Genomic DNA, 14,363 nt, shown 5'->3' on the forward strand with positions numbered 1-14,363 from the left:
CTGCCATGCCCAGCCCGTCACCCGACTCACCACGCACGCCCCTGCTCGCCATCCAGGCCGTGGGCAAGGACTACACCGCCACCGTGCTCGATGGCGTGAACGTGGAGTTGTTTGCGGGCGAGGTGCTGGCGCTGACCGGGGAGAACGGGGCGGGCAAGAGCACGCTGTCCAAGATCCTCTGCGGGCTAGAACAGCCCACGCGCGGCGGCATGCAATTGGCGGGACAGGCGTACGCGCCCTCGTCGCGCCGCGATGCCGAGCGCCACGGCGTGCGCATGGTGATGCAGGAGCTGGGCCTTGTGCCCACGCTCACCGTGGCCGAGAATTTGTTGATGGGCCGCCTGCCGCACCGCCTCGGCTGGCTGCAGCGCGATGTGCTGCACGCCGCCGCCCGTGCGCAGCTGGCCAAGATCGGGCTCGATACCATCGACCCCGCCACGCCCGTCTCGCAGCTGGGCATCGGCCAGCAGCAGATGGTGGAGATTGCGCGCAACCTGCAGGACGACACGCGCATCCTGGTGCTCGACGAGCCCACGGCCATGCTCACGCCGCGCGAGACCAATTACCTGTTTGAGCAGATTGCGCACCTCACCGCACGCGGCGTGGCCATCATCTATGTGTCGCACCGGCTCGAAGAACTGCGCCGCATTGCCGACCGCGTGGCCGTGCTGCGCGACGGCCGCCTGGTGGACGTGCGCCCCATGGCGGGCATGAGCGAAGACGACCTGGTGCAGCGCATGGTGGGCCGCGTGGTGAGCGACCTGGACCACCGCCCGCGCCGCCCTGTGGGCCCCGTGGTGATGAGCGCTGACAACCTGGGCCGGGGCACCGCCGTGCAGGACGTGAGCCTGGAGCTGCGCGCGGGCGAGATCTTCGGCATTGCCGGGCTGGTTGGATCGGGCCGCACCGAGCTGGTCCGCCTGCTGTTTGGCGCCGACCGGGCAGACCGTGGCAGCGTGACGCTGCACCCGACTTCAGAGCAAAAACAGCCGCAAGCGCTAGTAGATCATTCGCTAGTAGCTACACAAAACATAGCAAAACCACCCGCACCAGCGCCCACCGCACCGCGCACTTGGCACCGGGGCTTTGCGTCGCCGCTGCAGGCCATTGCCGCCGGAGTCGGCCTGGTCACCGAAGACCGCAAATCCCAGGGCCTGTTGCTCTCGCAGCCCATCCGCGTTAACGCCACGCTGTCCGACCTGTCGGCCGTATCGCGCGGCGGCTGGCTGCAGCGCGGGCTGGAAAGCCGCCTGGTGCAGGGCTTCATCCGCACCCTGCGCGTGCGCTGCCACGGCCCGGAACAACCCGTAGGGCAACTCTCGGGCGGCAACCAGCAAAAGGTGGTGTTCGCCCGCTGGCTGCACCGCGAAGGCCGCGTGCTGCTGCTCGATGAACCCACGCGCGGCGTGGACGTGGGCGCGCGCGCCGAGCTGTATGGCGAGCTGGACCGGATGGCCGCCGAGGGCCGCGCGCTTCTCATGGTGTCGTCCGACCTGCGCGAGCTCATGGCCATGGCCGACCGCATCGGCGTGATGAGCGCGGGCCGCCTGGTGGCCGTGTTCGAGCGCGGCGAGTGGTCCGAGCAATCGCTGCTGGCGGCCGCGTTCTCCGAGCCCGGCGGACGCACCAGCACCACCCCTTCCACTTCTTCTCCTGTCACCGCATGAACGCCCCCTCCGCATCTGCCGCGCCCGCTGCGGCGCCCTCTTCCTCCTCGGTCTGGCGCAGCCAGCTGGGTACGTACCTGGGCCTGATGGCCGTGCTGGCGGGCATGGTGGCGCTGTTCTCGTCGCTGTCCGAATACTTCTGGAGCGCCGAGACCTTCATCACCATCGCCAACGAAATCCCGGCCCTGGCCGTGATGGCGGTGGGCATGACCTTTGTGCTCATCATTGCGGGCATCGACCTGTCGGTGGGCTCGGTGATGGCGCTGGCCGCCGCCACCTCGGCCGCCGCCATCCTGCAATGGGGCTGGACGGTGCCCGCCGCCGCCGCGCTGGCACTGGCCACGGGCCTGGTGTGCGGCACCATCACGGGCACCATTTCGGTGGCGTGGCGACTGCCCTCGTTCATCGTGTCGCTGGGCATGCTGGAAGCCGTGCGCGGCAGCGCCTATGTGGTGACCGACTCGCGCACGCAGTACGTGGGCGATGCAATCTCGTGGCTGTCGGCGCCGTTCTTTGGCGGCATCTCGTTCGCCTTCTTGCTGGCCGTGGTGCTGGTGGTGGTGGCACAGCTGGTGCTGTCGCGCACCGTATTCGGCCGCTGCGTGGTGGGCATTGGCACCAATGAAGAAGCCATGCGCCTCGCAGGCGTGGACCCGCGCCCCATCCGCGTCATCGTGTTTGCCATGACCGGCCTGCTGGCGGGCCTGGCGGGGCTGATGCAATCCGCCCGGCTCGAAGCCGCCGACCCCAACGCGGGCACCGGCATGGAGCTGCAGGTGATTGCGGCCGTGGTGATTGGCGGCACCAGCCTGATGGGCGGGCGCGGCTCGGTGGTGAACACTGCGTTTGGCGTGCTCATCATCGCGGTGCTGGAGGCGGGCCTGGCCCAGGTGGGCGCCAGCGAGCCCAGCAAGCGCATCATCACGGGTTTTGTGATCGTGGCGGCCGTCATTGTGGACACGCTGCGCCAGCGCCGCGCCAAGGTCTGAGAGACTGACCCCGCATCCAGCCGCCCCACCCACAACGACCTCATTCTTCTTTTTGCATGGCTACTATCAAGGACGTTGCGCGCCACGCCGAGGTGTCGGTCACCACGGTGTCGCACGTGGTCAACGGCACCCGCCGCGTGAGCCCCGAGGGGCGCGAACGGGTTGAGGCCGCCATCCGCGCTCTGGGCTACGTGCCCAGCGCCATCGCGCGCAGCCTCAAGAGCAACAACACGCGCACGCTGGGCATGCTCATCCCCAACAGCTCCAACCCCTACTTTGCCGAGATCGTGCACAGCGTGGAAGACCGCTGCTTTGGCGCGGGCTACAACGTCATCCTGTGCAACACCAACGACGAGGCGCACCGCCAGGGCACCTACCTGCAGGTGCTGGCCGAGCGGCGCATTGACGGGCTCATCGTGGTCTCCACCGGGCACGACGCCACGCTGGCCACGCAGCTCGCGGGCCTGTCCATCCCGACCGTGCTGGTGGACCGCGAAATCGACATCGCCGAGCAACAGCCCTGCGACCTGGTGGAAACCGCCCACATGCAGGGCGGCCTGCTGGCCACGCGCCACCTGCTGTCGCTGGGCCACCGCCGCATTGCCTGCATAGGCGGCCCCGAAGGCATTGCCCCCAGCGAACAGCGCATCGCTGGCTGGCGCACCGCGCTGGCCGATGCGGGCTGCGGCACCGGCGAGGGCCTGCTGTGGCATGGCAACTTCACCAGCCAGGGCGGCTACGAAGCCATGCACGCCGTGCTGCGCGCGCCCGAGCCCCCCACCGCCGTCTTCGTCTGCAACGACCTCATGGCCATGGGCGCACTGTGCGCCGCGCACGAGCGCGACCTGCGCGTGCCCGAGGCGTTGTCCATCGTCGGCTTTGACGACATCGAACTCACCGCCTTCACCAGCCCGCCGCTCACCACTGTGGCCCAGCCCAAGCAGCGCATCGGCGCGCTGGCCGTGGACATGCTGCTGGAGCGCATCGACGGCAAGCGCCAGGACGCGCGCAAGGTGATGCTGCAGCCCGAGCTGCGCGTGCGCGCCTCCACGGCCCATGCGCCAGGAGGTGCATCATGAGCACCATCCACACACCCCGCATCGCCGTCGTCGGCAGCCTGAACATGGACCTGGTGCTGCAGGTACAGCACGCACCGGGCCCTGGCGAAACCGTGTTGGCCGACGCCCTGCACCTGGTGCCCGGCGGCAAAGGCGGCAACCAGGCCGTGGCCTGCGCGCGCCAGGGCGCCCAGGTGGCCTTGTTCGGCCGCGTGGGCGACGACGGCTACGGCCACACCCTGCGCGCCGGGCTCGATGCCGACGGCATTGACCACAGCGGCGTGCAGACCGACACCGCAACCACCACCGGCGTAGCCGCCATCACGGTGGAAGCGACAGGGCAGAACCGTATCGTGGTCGTGCCCGGCGCCAATGGCCGCTTTGTGCTGGATGCCGCCGCGCTGGGCAACGCGCTGCAAGGCGCAGGCGGCCTGGTGCTGCAGTTTGAAACGCCCCTGCCCCAGGTGCTGGCCGCCGCCGAGATGGCGCATGCCGCTGGCTGCCCCGTGGTGCTCAACCCCTCGCCCATCCAGCCCCTGCCCGAGGCCCTGTGGCCGCGGGTTCACACGCTGGTCGTGAACGAGGTGGAAGCCGCTGCGCTGGCGGGCCAGAACGTGACCACGCCCGCCGATGCCGCGCAGGCCGCACAAGCCCTGCGCGCCAAGGGCCCCGCCCAGGTGGTGGTGACCCTGGGCGCGGCAGGCGCCGTAGCCGCCGACGCCGCAGGCAACCGCTACCACCCGGGCCTCGTCGTGAAAGCCGTGGACACCACGGCCGCTGGTGACACCTTCCTGGGCGCGCTGGCCGTAGCCCTGGCACGCGGCGAACCACTGGACGCCGCCGTGCGCGAAGGCATCCGCGCATCGGCGCTGTGCGTCACCCAGCCCGGCGCCCAGCCCTCCATCCCCACCCGCGCCGCCGTGGCGCACAGCCCCCAACCGCCCGCCTGGAGCCCCCTGTGAAACGCACCGCCCTGCTGCACGCCGAACTCTCCCACGCCATCGCCACCCTGGGCCACGGCGACATGCTGGTGATCGGCGACGTGGGCCTGCCCATCCCCAACGGCCCGCGCCGCGTTGACCTGGCGCTCACGCCTGGCATCCCCGCCGTGGCGGATGTGCTGCGGGTGGTGCTGGAAGAAATGCAGGTCGAAAAGGCCGTGATCGCCACCGAAGCCATGGAGCGCAACGGCGGCCAGTTGCCCGCCTGGTGCCAGCTGCCGGTCACGCCCCAGGCGGTTTCGCACGAGGACTTCAAGCGCCTGACGCAGCAAGCCCGCGTGATGGTGCGCACGGGCGAGTGCACGCCGTACGCCAACGTGATCCTGGTGGCGGGCGTGACCTTCTGAGGTTCTGACGTTGTGAAACCCGCCAGGCTCGCCGCAGGCCGGGCGTTGCGGGTTTTGGAGAACGTCTGGCAGGGCGCACCTGGGGTACGCTGGGGCATCACCTATTGCCTGCCCCCATGCCCAGTTCCGAGCCCCACGACCTCCTGCCCCCCGAAATCACCGTCCTCGAACGCGGCTGGCTGTCGGCCAACAACATCCTCTTCATCGGCCAGCACGATACGGCCATCGTGGACACCGGCTACTGCAGCCATGCCGATCAAACCGTTGACCTGGTGCGCGGCACGCTGCAGGGCCGCGCGCTGGACCGCATCCTCAACACCCACCTGCACAGCGACCACTGCGGCGGCAACGCCGCGCTGCAAAAGACCTGGCCCAGCGTGCTCACCGCCATCCCGCCCGGCCAGGCCGACCATGTGCGCCAGTGGGATGCCTACGCGCTGAGCTACACGCCCACCGGGCAGGAGTGCCCACCCTTTCGGGCCGACACGCTGCTGGTGCCGGGCTCGTGTGTGCTGCTGGGCGACAAGCCCTGGCAGGTGCACGCCGCGCCCGGGCACGACCCCCATTCGGTGGTGCTGTTCGAGCCCCAGGGCCGCGTGCTGATCTCAGCCGATGCCCTATGGGAGAACGGCTTTGGCGTGGTGTTCCCCGAACTGGAGGGCGACGATGCCTTTGCCCAGGTGGGTGCCACGCTGGACCTGATTGAGGCGCTGTCGCCGCAGGTCGTGATCCCGGGGCACGGCCCCGTGTTTGCCGATGCGCCCCGCGCCATCGACGGCGCCCGCCGCCGCCTGGACGGCTTTGTGCGCAACCCGGGCAAACACGCGCTCTACGCGGCCAAGGTGCTGCTGAAATACAAGCTGCTCGAATGGCAGCAGATCGGCATCCCCGACCTCACGGCCTGGGCGCAGGCCACGCCGTATTTCGGCATGCTGCGCGCGCGCCACTTTGCAGCCCAGACCGAGGCCGAATGGCTACAGAGCCTGGCGGATGAACTGGTGCGGTCAGGCGCTGCGGTACGCCAGGGCGAGGTGCTGCACAACGTGTGAGGCGTGGTGCCTGCACCTGCGCACCTGCGGGGTTGAACACACTGCCACAGGCTCAAGCCGACCGAGAAGGTCGGCCCAACGCCCTCAATGTTTGTATTGCTTGTCGCAGCCCGTCACGTGGTTCTTGCTGCTGGACATGCACTGGTAAAACGACTTCTTGTTGCCCGATGCGCCCTGGCAGTCGGACACGCTGTACTTGCCCTTGGCTTCGCGGATCTTGGGGGCCGTGGCATCGAAAGCCGCCTGGGTCATGTAGCCGTCCCGCACGTTCTTCTGACCCACCTCCAGCATCAGGTCGGCCTGGTAGTGGATGTTGTCCACGGCCACGGCGCAGTTCAGGGGGACTTGCTTGCTGTCCACGGTGCCCAGCGATTTTTTGAGCCCCTCGCCAAACTCCTCGACGTCCTTGGAGATCTTTTTGGTGCCGTCAGGGTTGTACTGCTGGCCCGCCTTGGCGCTGGCGCCCTTGCCGCTGGAGGAGCCACTGCCCCCGCTGGTGCCGTTGTTGCTCTGCAGCTTCAGCGGCTCGGCGTCCTGCTTGGCGGGCGGGGGCTGCGATCCGTAGTGGGTCTTGCCATCGGCATCCACCCATTTGTACACGGGCTGCGCCTGCGCGCCCGCGCTCCACGCCACGGCCGCGCCGATTGTGGCCACACAGGCCATCCATGCCAGTTTGCCCATCACACCCTCTCTTTTTTGAATAAAAACCCGCTGAGGCGCTCGTTGAACATGCGCCTTCAGCTCCTCTATTGATAGCAAATCGAATGCCACTCGCCCCCGCGTGGCGAGCACCCGGGTGTCAAGGCAGGTCCTTGTTCACCTCGGGCAGGTTCGCGTCGCGCGGGCCAATGGTGCCCAGGCGGCTCTTGAGCGACTGGGGCAGGCCGGTGAGGATGGCCGCGTAGTTGGTGGTGTTGGACAGCACCTTCTTCACGTAGTCGCGTGTCTCGGCAAAGGGCACGTTTTCGGCCCAGATGGCGGCGTCCAGCACCGGGCCGTTGCGCCAGCTGCGTGGGCGGCCAGGGCCCGCGTTGTAGGCAGCAGCGGCCATGGGCATGGAGCCTGCAAAGTCGTCCAGCGCCAGCTTGAGGTAGGCGGTGCCGATGGTGATGTTGGTGTCGCGGTCGGTGATCTGGTCGGGCGTGAAGTTGGTAAGGCCGATCTTCTTGGCCGTCCAGCGGGCGGTGGCGGGCATCACCTGCATGAGGCCCGAGGCCCCCACATGCGAGCGGGCATCCATCACAAAGCGGCTTTCCTGGCGGATCAGGCCGTACACGTAGGCCGGGTCGATGCCGATGCCCTGCGCGCGCTCCACCACGGTGCTGCGGAACGGCATGGGGAAGCGCTGGTTCACCTCGATCACGCCCTTGGTGCGCTCGCTGGTGTTGATGCACCGGTCCCACACCTCTCTCTGGCAGGCAAAGTCGGCAGCGGCCAGCAGTTCGCGGTCCGGCATGCCGCCGGGCTGGTGCAGGTTGGTGGTGTAGTTCCACTCCCGCACACCTTCGCTGCGCAGCCCCAGCAAAATGGCGTAGAGCGCGCGATTGAGCCCCGGGTTGGCGCGTGCAGCCGCCTTCTCTTCGGCGGTGAGGGGGGCCGGCGCAGGCGGCACGCTGATGCGCTGGCCCAGCTCCTCCAGCGCCAGCTGCTCATAGAACCCGCGCGTGCCCGCAATGCTTTCGAACAGCTGGCGCGCCTCGGCACGGTCTGCATCGCTGAGCTTGCCGGCCAGCAGCGCACGCGCCTTCCAGTACACCCAGGTGCTGTCCTGGCGGCCTTCAGGGCCCATGGCGTCCACGGCCTTGGCCACGGCCTTCCACTGGCCGGCGCGCAGTGCGGCACGCACCTTCCAGCCCAGCAGATCGTCGTTGAGGTCGCTGTCCTTGGTGACGTTGGCAAAGTAGCCCACAGCATCGCTGGACAGCTTTTGCGCAGCCGCCTTGCCGATCACGCCCCAGGTCCAGTTGCGCTCCTCAGGCGAGAGGTGAACGCTCCATTTGCTGTCGAGCTGGCGGGCAGCGCCATCCGGGTCGCTGCCCGCGAGCTTGATCAGTGCCAGCACGATCAGCTCCTGGCGCACCTTGCCCCGCGCCGTGGCCCGGCCGAGCAGGTATTTGCTGGGCGTGTCGAGCGCTTCCTTGAGCTGGGGCAGCGCATCGGGCGCCACGATTTCGACGGCATTGCGCACCACACGGGGCCGGTTGGCGTCCACACCCAGCCGCGCCTTGCGCCAGATGTCCAGCGCAGAGAGCTTCTTGGCGGTGTACAGCTCGCCCGCCGCATGGTTGCAGCCGTCGTCAGCGTCGCGGATGGCGTACCAGTTGCTGCGCACATCGTCCGCTACCGTGGCGGGTGCCGTGCCCTTGATGTGGTCGATGAGCAGCGCGTAGCAGCGCACCTCGCGGTCGTCCGACATGCGGTAGCTGGGGTGCTGCTCGGCAAACTGGCTCCAGTCGCGCCGCTGACCCAGCAGCAGCAGCCAGTCGTTGCGCAGGCGGTCTTCCTGGTAGGTGCCGGCGTAGCGCTGCATGAAGGACTGGATCTCCTGCGGCGACGCCTCGCCCAGGCGCACCCGCAGCTCCCAGTAGGCCGCCCAGGGTTCCAGCGCATGGCCGCGCGCAGCGGGCAGCAACTGCGCGAGTTTGTTGCGGTCGCCCTTGCGGAACGCCTGCTGCATCTCCAGCAGGGTATCGTCACCACGGTTTTGCGCCATGACAAGCGGCGCGGTGGCGGCCAGCAGGGTGGCGGCCACAAGGGGTGTCAGAATCGCTCTGAGAAATTGCATGGGGGAATTATCTGATGGACAAAGCAGCCCTTCGGCGCACATTGATAGAAGAACGCCTCAACCTGCCCGACCGCCTACAGCGGGCCGACCTGTTACAGCAGGTGATGCGCATCTGGCTGGTGAACCGGCCGGACACGGTGATCGGCGCCTACTGGCCCATCAAGGGCGAGTTCGACCCCCTGCCCGCCCTGCACCGCTGGAAGGAAGACGGCGAGCTGCTGGACGAGCCCCTGCGCCGCCGCATCGGCCTGCCGGTGGTCAACAAGCAGCACAAGACCCTCACCTTCCACGCCTGGTACCCCGGCTGCCCCATGGAAGAAGACGCTTACGGCATCCCCAAGCCCAAGGACACCGAAGTCATCGTGCCCACGCTGCTGTTTGTGCCCTGTGTGGGCTACGCCGCCGGCGGCTACCGGCTGGGCTACGGCGGCGGCTTTTACGACCGCACGCTGGCCACGCTGCAGCCCAAGCCCTTCACGGTGGGCCTGGGCTTTACCCATGGCTACCTGGACGAGTTCGAGCCCGAGGAGTTCGACCTGCCACTCGATGCCATCCTGAACGACAACGGCGTGGTCTGGCCGGTCTGACCCTTCGGAGCCTGTGGGCGACCGCGCAGCAGGCCGCCTACGGGCACTTGCAGGGCGGCACCAAGGCCTATGATGCCTGCCGCGCATCAGTCGGGCCGGTTTTTCGCATCGCTGGCGCGCGCCGCAGCGGCTAGCATGGCGGGCTGACCTCTTCATTTCAGGTGCCCACCATGCTCAAGCTCTACATCGGCAACAAGAACTACTCGTCCTGGTCCATGCGCCCCTGGGTGCTGCTCAAGCAGGCGGGCATCGTCTTTGAAGAAGTGCGCGTGCGCTTTGACAGCTTTGACGCGCAATCCGAGTTCAAGCGCACCATCGGCGCCGTGAGCCCGACTGCCAAGGTGCCCGTGCTGGTCGATGGCGACCTGGTGGTGTGGGACACACTGGCGATTGCCGAATACGTGGCCGAAACCCATCCCGACAAAAAGCTCTGGCCCACCGACGCCAAGGCCCGCGCACGCGCCCGCAGCGTCTGCGCCGAGATGCACAGCGGCTTCACCGCCCTGCGCAGCCACTGCCCCATGAACATCGAGGCCGACCTTAGCAACGCCGGCGCCCTGATCTGGCGCGACAAGCCGGGCGTGCGCGCCGACGTGCAGCGCCTGGTGGAGATGTGGAGTGCGTTGCTGCAGGAGCACGGCGGCCCCCTGCTGTTTGGCGACTTCACCGTGGCCGATGCCTACTTCGCCCCCGTGTGCATGCGGCTGCACACCTACGCCCTGCCCATGCCTGCGCCCATCCAGGCCTATGTGGACCGCGTGCGCGCCCTGCCCGGCGTCAAAGCCTGGATCGACGAGGCGCTGGCCGAGAAGGACTTTCTGGACTTCGAAGAACCGTACCGCCTGCGCCATACCGAAGGCTGAGCCCCATGGCCGTCACCATCTACCTGCGCTATGTGCTCAACACCAGCAAGCTGAAAGAGTTTGAACACTACGGAAAACTGTGGATTCCGCTGGTCGAGAAGTTCGGCGGCCAGCACCACGGATACTTCATGCCCAGCGAGGGCGCCAACAACATTGCGCTGGCGCTGTTCACGTTCGATAGCCTTGCAGCCTACGAGCGCTACCGCGAGGCGTCGATGCAGGATGCGGACTGCCAGGCGGCTTTCCGCTACGCCGAAGAGACGGGCTGCATCGTGAGCTATGAGCGGAGCTTCTTCAGGCCTGTATTCGCCTGAGTGAAGCCGCGCACAGGCGGTCCTTTAACGGAACTGCTTGCGCAAAAACGCTTTGTGCCGCGCGATGTGGGCCAGCTGGGCGGGGGCGATGGTGCCGCCCAGGTCTTCGTCCTCGGTATTGAGCACCTGGTTGGCATAGGCCAGCGCACGGGCCACCACCGCCTCTTCGCTCACGCCCTGCGTGGCCGCCAGATCCATGGCCACGCGGCGCATGGCGCGCTGCGACAGCATCCACATGGCACCGAATGAATCCCAGGCGGCCGCCATCTCCTTGAACTTGTCGTGTTCGGCCAGGATGTCGTTGAGCGGCTTGGCCAGGATCTCCTGCAAGCCCTCCACCTGGGCCTTCAGGGCCTCGAACTGCGCTTCGCGCTGCAGGGCCTCTGCGGCCGCGTTGGCGGCGGCGTCAGAAGCCTGGGGCACGGGCACGCTGCCGTCGGGGTTGAGCTGGGCAATGGTGAGATCAGACGATAGGGACATGGTGGCGGGACTATACGACCCTCGTCCTAAACTACACCGATGCAAATCTACATGGTGGGCGGCGCGGTCCGCGACAAGCTGCTGGGCCGGCCGGTGAATGACCACGACTGGGTGGTGGTGGGCGCCACGCCCGAACAGATGCTGGCGCAAGGCTACCTGCCCGTGGGGCGCGACTTCCCCGTCTTTTTGCACCCCGAAACACGCGAGGAATACGCGCTGGCCCGCACCGAGCGCAAGAGCGGGCGCGGCTACCGGGGCTTTGTGGTGCAGAGCTCGCCCGATGTGACGCTGGAGGAAGACCTCTCGCGCCGCGACCTTACTATCAATTCAATAGCATCCAGCACAGATGAATCCGGCGCCACCCGTCTTTTTGACCCCTACCACGGCGAAAAAGACCTCCGTGCGCGCGTGCTGCGCCATGTGACCGATGCCTTCCGCGAAGACCCGGTACGCATCCTGCGCGTGGCGCGGTTTGCGGCGCGCTTCACCGACTTCACGGTGGCGCCCGAGACGATGCAGCTGATGCGCGAGATGGTCGCGCATGGCGAGGTGGACCACCTGGTGGCAGAGCGCGTGTGGCAAGAGCTGGCGCGCGGGCTGATGGAAGAAAAGCCGTCCCGCATGTTCGAGGTGCTGCGCGAATGTGGCGCACTGCAGGTGCTGCTGCCCGAGGTGGCGCGCCTGTGGGGCGTGCCCCAGCGGGCCGACTACCACCCCGAGGTGGACACCGGCGTGCACCTGATGATGGTGCTGGACATGGCCGCGCGGCTCTCGGCGCCGCTCACCGTGCGCTTTGCCTGTCTGGCGCACGACCTGGGCAAGGGAACCACGCCCGCCGATGTGCTGCCGCGCCACATCGACCACGAAACCCGCAGCGCCGAGCTGCTGAAAGACGTGGCCGAGCGCCTGCGCGTGCCGGTGGACTGCCGCGAGACCGCCGATGTGGTGGCGCGCGAACACGGCCACATCCACCGCAGCCAGGACCTGTCTGCAGCCGCGCTGGTGCGCCTGCTGGAGCGCTGCGACGCCATCCGCAAGCCCGAGCGGTTTGCCGAGATCCTGCTGGCCTGCGAATGCGATGCGCGCGGGCGGCTGGGGTTTGAAGAGTCTGCCTACCCGCAGCGCCCCCGCCTGCTGGCCGTGCTGGCCGCCGTCCAGTCGGTCATCACGCGCGAGATTGCTGCGCAGGCCGCCGCCCGGGGCCAGAGCGGCCCGCAGGTGGGTGCGCTGATCCACCAGGCACGGGTCGAAGCCGTGGCACAGTGGCTGCAAACCCAGGCGCACGGCGCAACCAACTGACCCGGTGCGCTGCGTCGCAAAGATCGGTCCAACCCTCCCTACAATCCGCGTCCGCTCGCGCCCTGGGAAGGGTGCGCCTTTTGGCTATCTTGCGATCACGACGCCCCATGACCTCTATGCACATCCGCCCCGCCACCACGGCCGACGCCGACACCATCGCGCCGCTGTTTGACGCCTACCGGCAGTTCTACGAGCAGGCGCCGGACCTGGCCGGAGCGCGGGCCTTCATCGCTGAGCGGTTGGAGCGGGAAGAGTCCGTGATCCTTCTGGCGTTGGATGGGACGCAGACGGCCGTGGGCTTTTGCCAGCTCTACCCCACGTTCTGCTCGGTAGAGGCCGCGCCCATCTACACGCTGTACGACCTGTTCGTGGCGCCGTCCGCACGCAAGACAGGCGCCGGTCGCAGCTTGCTGCTGGCAGCAGAAGCCACCGCCCGCGCGCACGGCAAGGTGCGCATGGACCTGACCACGGCCCACACCAACACCACGGCGCAAAAACTTTACGAGTCGCTGGGCTGGACGCTGGACACGGTGTTTCGCGCCTATAACAAACGCATCAGTCCTTGAACCGCCGTGCCCCTGGCGATGCCAGTCGCTCCTACCAGCGCAGCAAGCGTGGCCCCAGGATTGCCCCCAGCACGGTCGGAATGGCCATGCCCACCACGTACCACACGGCCAAAAACGGGGTGGCCATCTCGGGGCAATGCAAGGCGTACACCAGCGCCCCCAGCGCACCTGCCAGTAAGCCAGCGCCCGCACCGGCCCACGCCAGTCGCGTAGGGGCGGCGCCCTTCAGCGCCCAGAAGCCCGCAACAAACGCCGGCACGGACAGTGCTGCGATATTGAACGGGCAAGTCCGCCAGGTGCTGCCCAGAATCAGCGGCATACGCTCGGCCGCAGGCACCTGCCACAGAGCCCCCAGCGCCATGGCCCACAGCAGCAACGGCGGCACCGCCAGCCACAGCAGCGCATGACCCAGCGGCATGCCCGGGCGGGCCATGCGGCGCAGTAGTGCCAGGCCGGCGGCAGCCAGCGCAGCGGCAAACATCAGCTTGCCCCAAAACATGGGCAGCGCCATGGTCGCCAACAGATCAGGCCGCAGACCGAACAGCGCCAGCATCAGCCCCCCGGCGCCGGCAATGCCCACAGCGCTGGCCACAGCAAACCGTTGCTCGATGGCGGTGCGCCGCACAGGCCGCTCGTCCGCCGCCAGCAGGTGGATCAATTCATCGGTTTTCATGCTATTCCTCCTGGGACTTGCGCAAACCAGGATGCGACGACGAGCCGCTGGATGAACCCGTCGATTTGCCTGAACCCTGTTTTGCGTAAGTCATGTCTCTGATCCTGGCGGCCAGGGCCTTGAGCCCCCGGTGCACGCCGACTTTGACGGCCGACTCTGACAGCCCCGTAAGGCGCGCCGTCTCGACCACCGACAAACCTTCCAGCTTCACATACTCAATCGGCAGGCGCTGCTTGTCCGGCAGGGTCTGCAGCAACTGCCCCAGATCGCGCCGCGCCTCGGCAGCCTCGCTGTCGCTGCTGGCAAACAGCTCGTCCGCATCGTCCAGCGGGTCGTTGCGAGCCTCCTTGGAGGCATGCGAGCGCAGCCAGTCGATGAGCTTGTAGCGCGCAATCGCATGCGCCCAGGCCGTCACCGGCATCTCGGGCCGGTACGTGTGGCGCTGGTTGTGCACGGCCAGCAGCGTCTCCTGCACCAAGTCTTCCACCTCATCGGGCCGCTGCGCAAGGCGGCGGCGCAGGAAGGCCCGCAGGTGGGCGCTCAACTCCTTCAGAAAGCGCTGGTAGGCAGCTGCATCGGCATCCAGGCCCTGCATCAGCAAGCCGCGCAAGCGCTCTTCCACTATCTCCATGGTGTCTCCCTGAAGGCAATTCGGATGCCGGGACGAATGGGTTACAGGCTGTGC

At 67.8% G+C, this 14,363-nt stretch carries 16 protein-coding genes; 11 read left to right on the forward strand and 5 right to left on the reverse strand.

The window, feature by feature from the left end:
• Nucleotides 1-5 precede the first annotated feature (5 nt).
• The 6 genes from C380_RS21020 to C380_RS21045 all read left to right on the forward strand — a co-directional run bounded on the left by C380_RS21020 (nucleotide 6) and on the right by C380_RS21045 (nucleotide 6,111).
• Nucleotides 6-1,667, forward strand: a complete 1,662-nt coding sequence (locus C380_RS21020; protein WP_015015859.1) for a sugar ABC transporter ATP-binding protein — start codon at nucleotides 6-8, stop codon at nucleotides 1,665-1,667.
• Nucleotides 1,664-2,656: an ABC transporter permease gene (locus tag C380_RS21025; RefSeq protein WP_015015860.1), complete on the forward strand. Its 993-nt coding sequence runs from the start codon at nucleotides 1,664-1,666 to the stop codon at nucleotides 2,654-2,656. Before C380_RS21020 ends, C380_RS21025 begins: the two co-directional genes overlap by 4 nt.
• A gap of 56 nt (nucleotides 2,657-2,712) precedes the next feature.
• Complete coding sequence (locus C380_RS21030) at nucleotides 2,713-3,735, forward strand: LacI family DNA-binding transcriptional regulator (protein WP_015015861.1); 1,023 nt, start codon at nucleotides 2,713-2,715, stop codon at nucleotides 3,733-3,735.
• Nucleotides 3,732-4,676, forward strand: a complete 945-nt coding sequence (gene rbsK / locus C380_RS21035) for a ribokinase (protein ID WP_015015862.1) — start codon at nucleotides 3,732-3,734, stop codon at nucleotides 4,674-4,676. The genes C380_RS21030 and rbsK overlap by 4 nt, the downstream gene beginning before the upstream one ends.
• Nucleotides 4,673-5,062 carry a D-ribose pyranase gene (gene rbsD, locus C380_RS21040; RefSeq protein ID WP_015015863.1) on the forward strand — a complete coding sequence of 130 codons (390 nt, stop codon included), beginning with the start codon at nucleotides 4,673-4,675 and terminating at the stop codon, nucleotides 5,060-5,062. Before rbsK ends, rbsD begins: the two co-directional genes overlap by 4 nt.
• Before the next feature lie 116 nt (nucleotides 5,063-5,178).
• On the forward strand, nucleotides 5,179-6,111 hold the full coding sequence (locus tag C380_RS21045; RefSeq protein WP_015015864.1) for an MBL fold metallo-hydrolase: 933 nt from the start codon (nucleotides 5,179-5,181) through the stop codon (nucleotides 6,109-6,111).
• 84 nt (nucleotides 6,112-6,195) lie between these two features.
• Here C380_RS21045 and C380_RS21050 read toward each other — a convergent pair whose 3' ends face one another.
• Nucleotides 6,196-6,792, reverse strand: a complete 597-nt coding sequence (locus tag C380_RS21050; RefSeq protein WP_015015865.1) for a DUF4124 domain-containing protein — start codon at nucleotides 6,790-6,792, stop codon at nucleotides 6,196-6,198.
• A 118-nt stretch (nucleotides 6,793-6,910) separates the two neighbouring features.
• A complete protein-coding gene (locus C380_RS21055) occupies nucleotides 6,911-8,896 on the reverse strand; it encodes a lytic transglycosylase domain-containing protein (RefSeq protein WP_015015866.1) in 1,986 nt (661 codons plus the stop codon).
• A 14-nt stretch (nucleotides 8,897-8,910) separates the two neighbouring features.
• On the opposite strand from C380_RS21055, the gene C380_RS21060 reads away from it, so the two are divergent.
• From C380_RS21060 to C380_RS21070, 3 genes are all read left to right on the forward strand, one after another.
• The gene (locus C380_RS21060; RefSeq protein ID WP_015015867.1) at nucleotides 8,911-9,483 is read left to right on the forward strand and encodes a 5-formyltetrahydrofolate cyclo-ligase; all 573 of its coding nucleotides are present in this window, start codon (nucleotides 8,911-8,913) and stop codon (nucleotides 9,481-9,483) included.
• 170 nt (nucleotides 9,484-9,653) lie between these two features.
• A complete protein-coding gene (locus C380_RS21065) occupies nucleotides 9,654-10,346 on the forward strand; it encodes a glutathione S-transferase family protein (RefSeq protein ID WP_015015868.1) in 693 nt (230 codons plus the stop codon).
• A 5-nt stretch (nucleotides 10,347-10,351) separates the two neighbouring features.
• Nucleotides 10,352-10,660 (forward strand): NIPSNAP family protein, encoded by a 309-nt coding sequence (locus C380_RS21070; protein ID WP_015015869.1) that lies wholly within the window; start codon nucleotides 10,352-10,354, stop codon nucleotides 10,658-10,660.
• Nucleotides 10,661-10,684: 24 nt separating this feature from the next.
• Here C380_RS21070 and C380_RS21075 read toward each other — a convergent pair whose 3' ends face one another.
• Nucleotides 10,685-11,140: a hypothetical protein gene (locus C380_RS21075; protein ID WP_015015870.1), complete on the reverse strand. Its 456-nt coding sequence runs from the start codon at nucleotides 11,138-11,140 to the stop codon at nucleotides 10,685-10,687.
• 39 nt (nucleotides 11,141-11,179) lie between these two features.
• Between C380_RS21075 and C380_RS21080 the strand changes: the two genes are divergently transcribed.
• Nucleotides 11,180-12,439 carry a multifunctional CCA addition/repair protein gene (locus C380_RS21080; protein WP_015015871.1) on the forward strand — a complete coding sequence of 420 codons (1,260 nt, stop codon included), beginning with the start codon at nucleotides 11,180-11,182 and terminating at the stop codon, nucleotides 12,437-12,439.
• 107 nt (nucleotides 12,440-12,546) lie between these two features.
• Nucleotides 12,547-13,005 (forward strand): GNAT family N-acetyltransferase, encoded by a 459-nt coding sequence (locus tag C380_RS21085; RefSeq protein ID WP_015015872.1) that lies wholly within the window; start codon nucleotides 12,547-12,549, stop codon nucleotides 13,003-13,005.
• A gap of 31 nt (nucleotides 13,006-13,036) precedes the next feature.
• Here the strand turns inward: C380_RS21085 and C380_RS21090 are convergent, their stop codons facing one another.
• Entirely contained in the window at nucleotides 13,037-13,678 is a 642-nt protein-coding gene (locus C380_RS21090) for an NrsF family protein (RefSeq protein ID WP_015015873.1), read from the reverse strand.
• A 1-nt stretch (nucleotide 13,679) separates the two neighbouring features.
• Complete coding sequence (locus C380_RS21095) at nucleotides 13,680-14,309, reverse strand: sigma-70 family RNA polymerase sigma factor (RefSeq protein WP_015015874.1); 630 nt, start codon at nucleotides 14,307-14,309, stop codon at nucleotides 13,680-13,682.
• Nucleotides 14,310-14,363 lie beyond the last annotated feature (54 nt).

The organism is Acidovorax sp. KKS102 (assembly GCF_000302535.1).
In the GTDB taxonomy this organism is placed as follows: domain Bacteria; phylum Pseudomonadota; class Gammaproteobacteria; order Burkholderiales; family Burkholderiaceae_C; genus Acidovorax.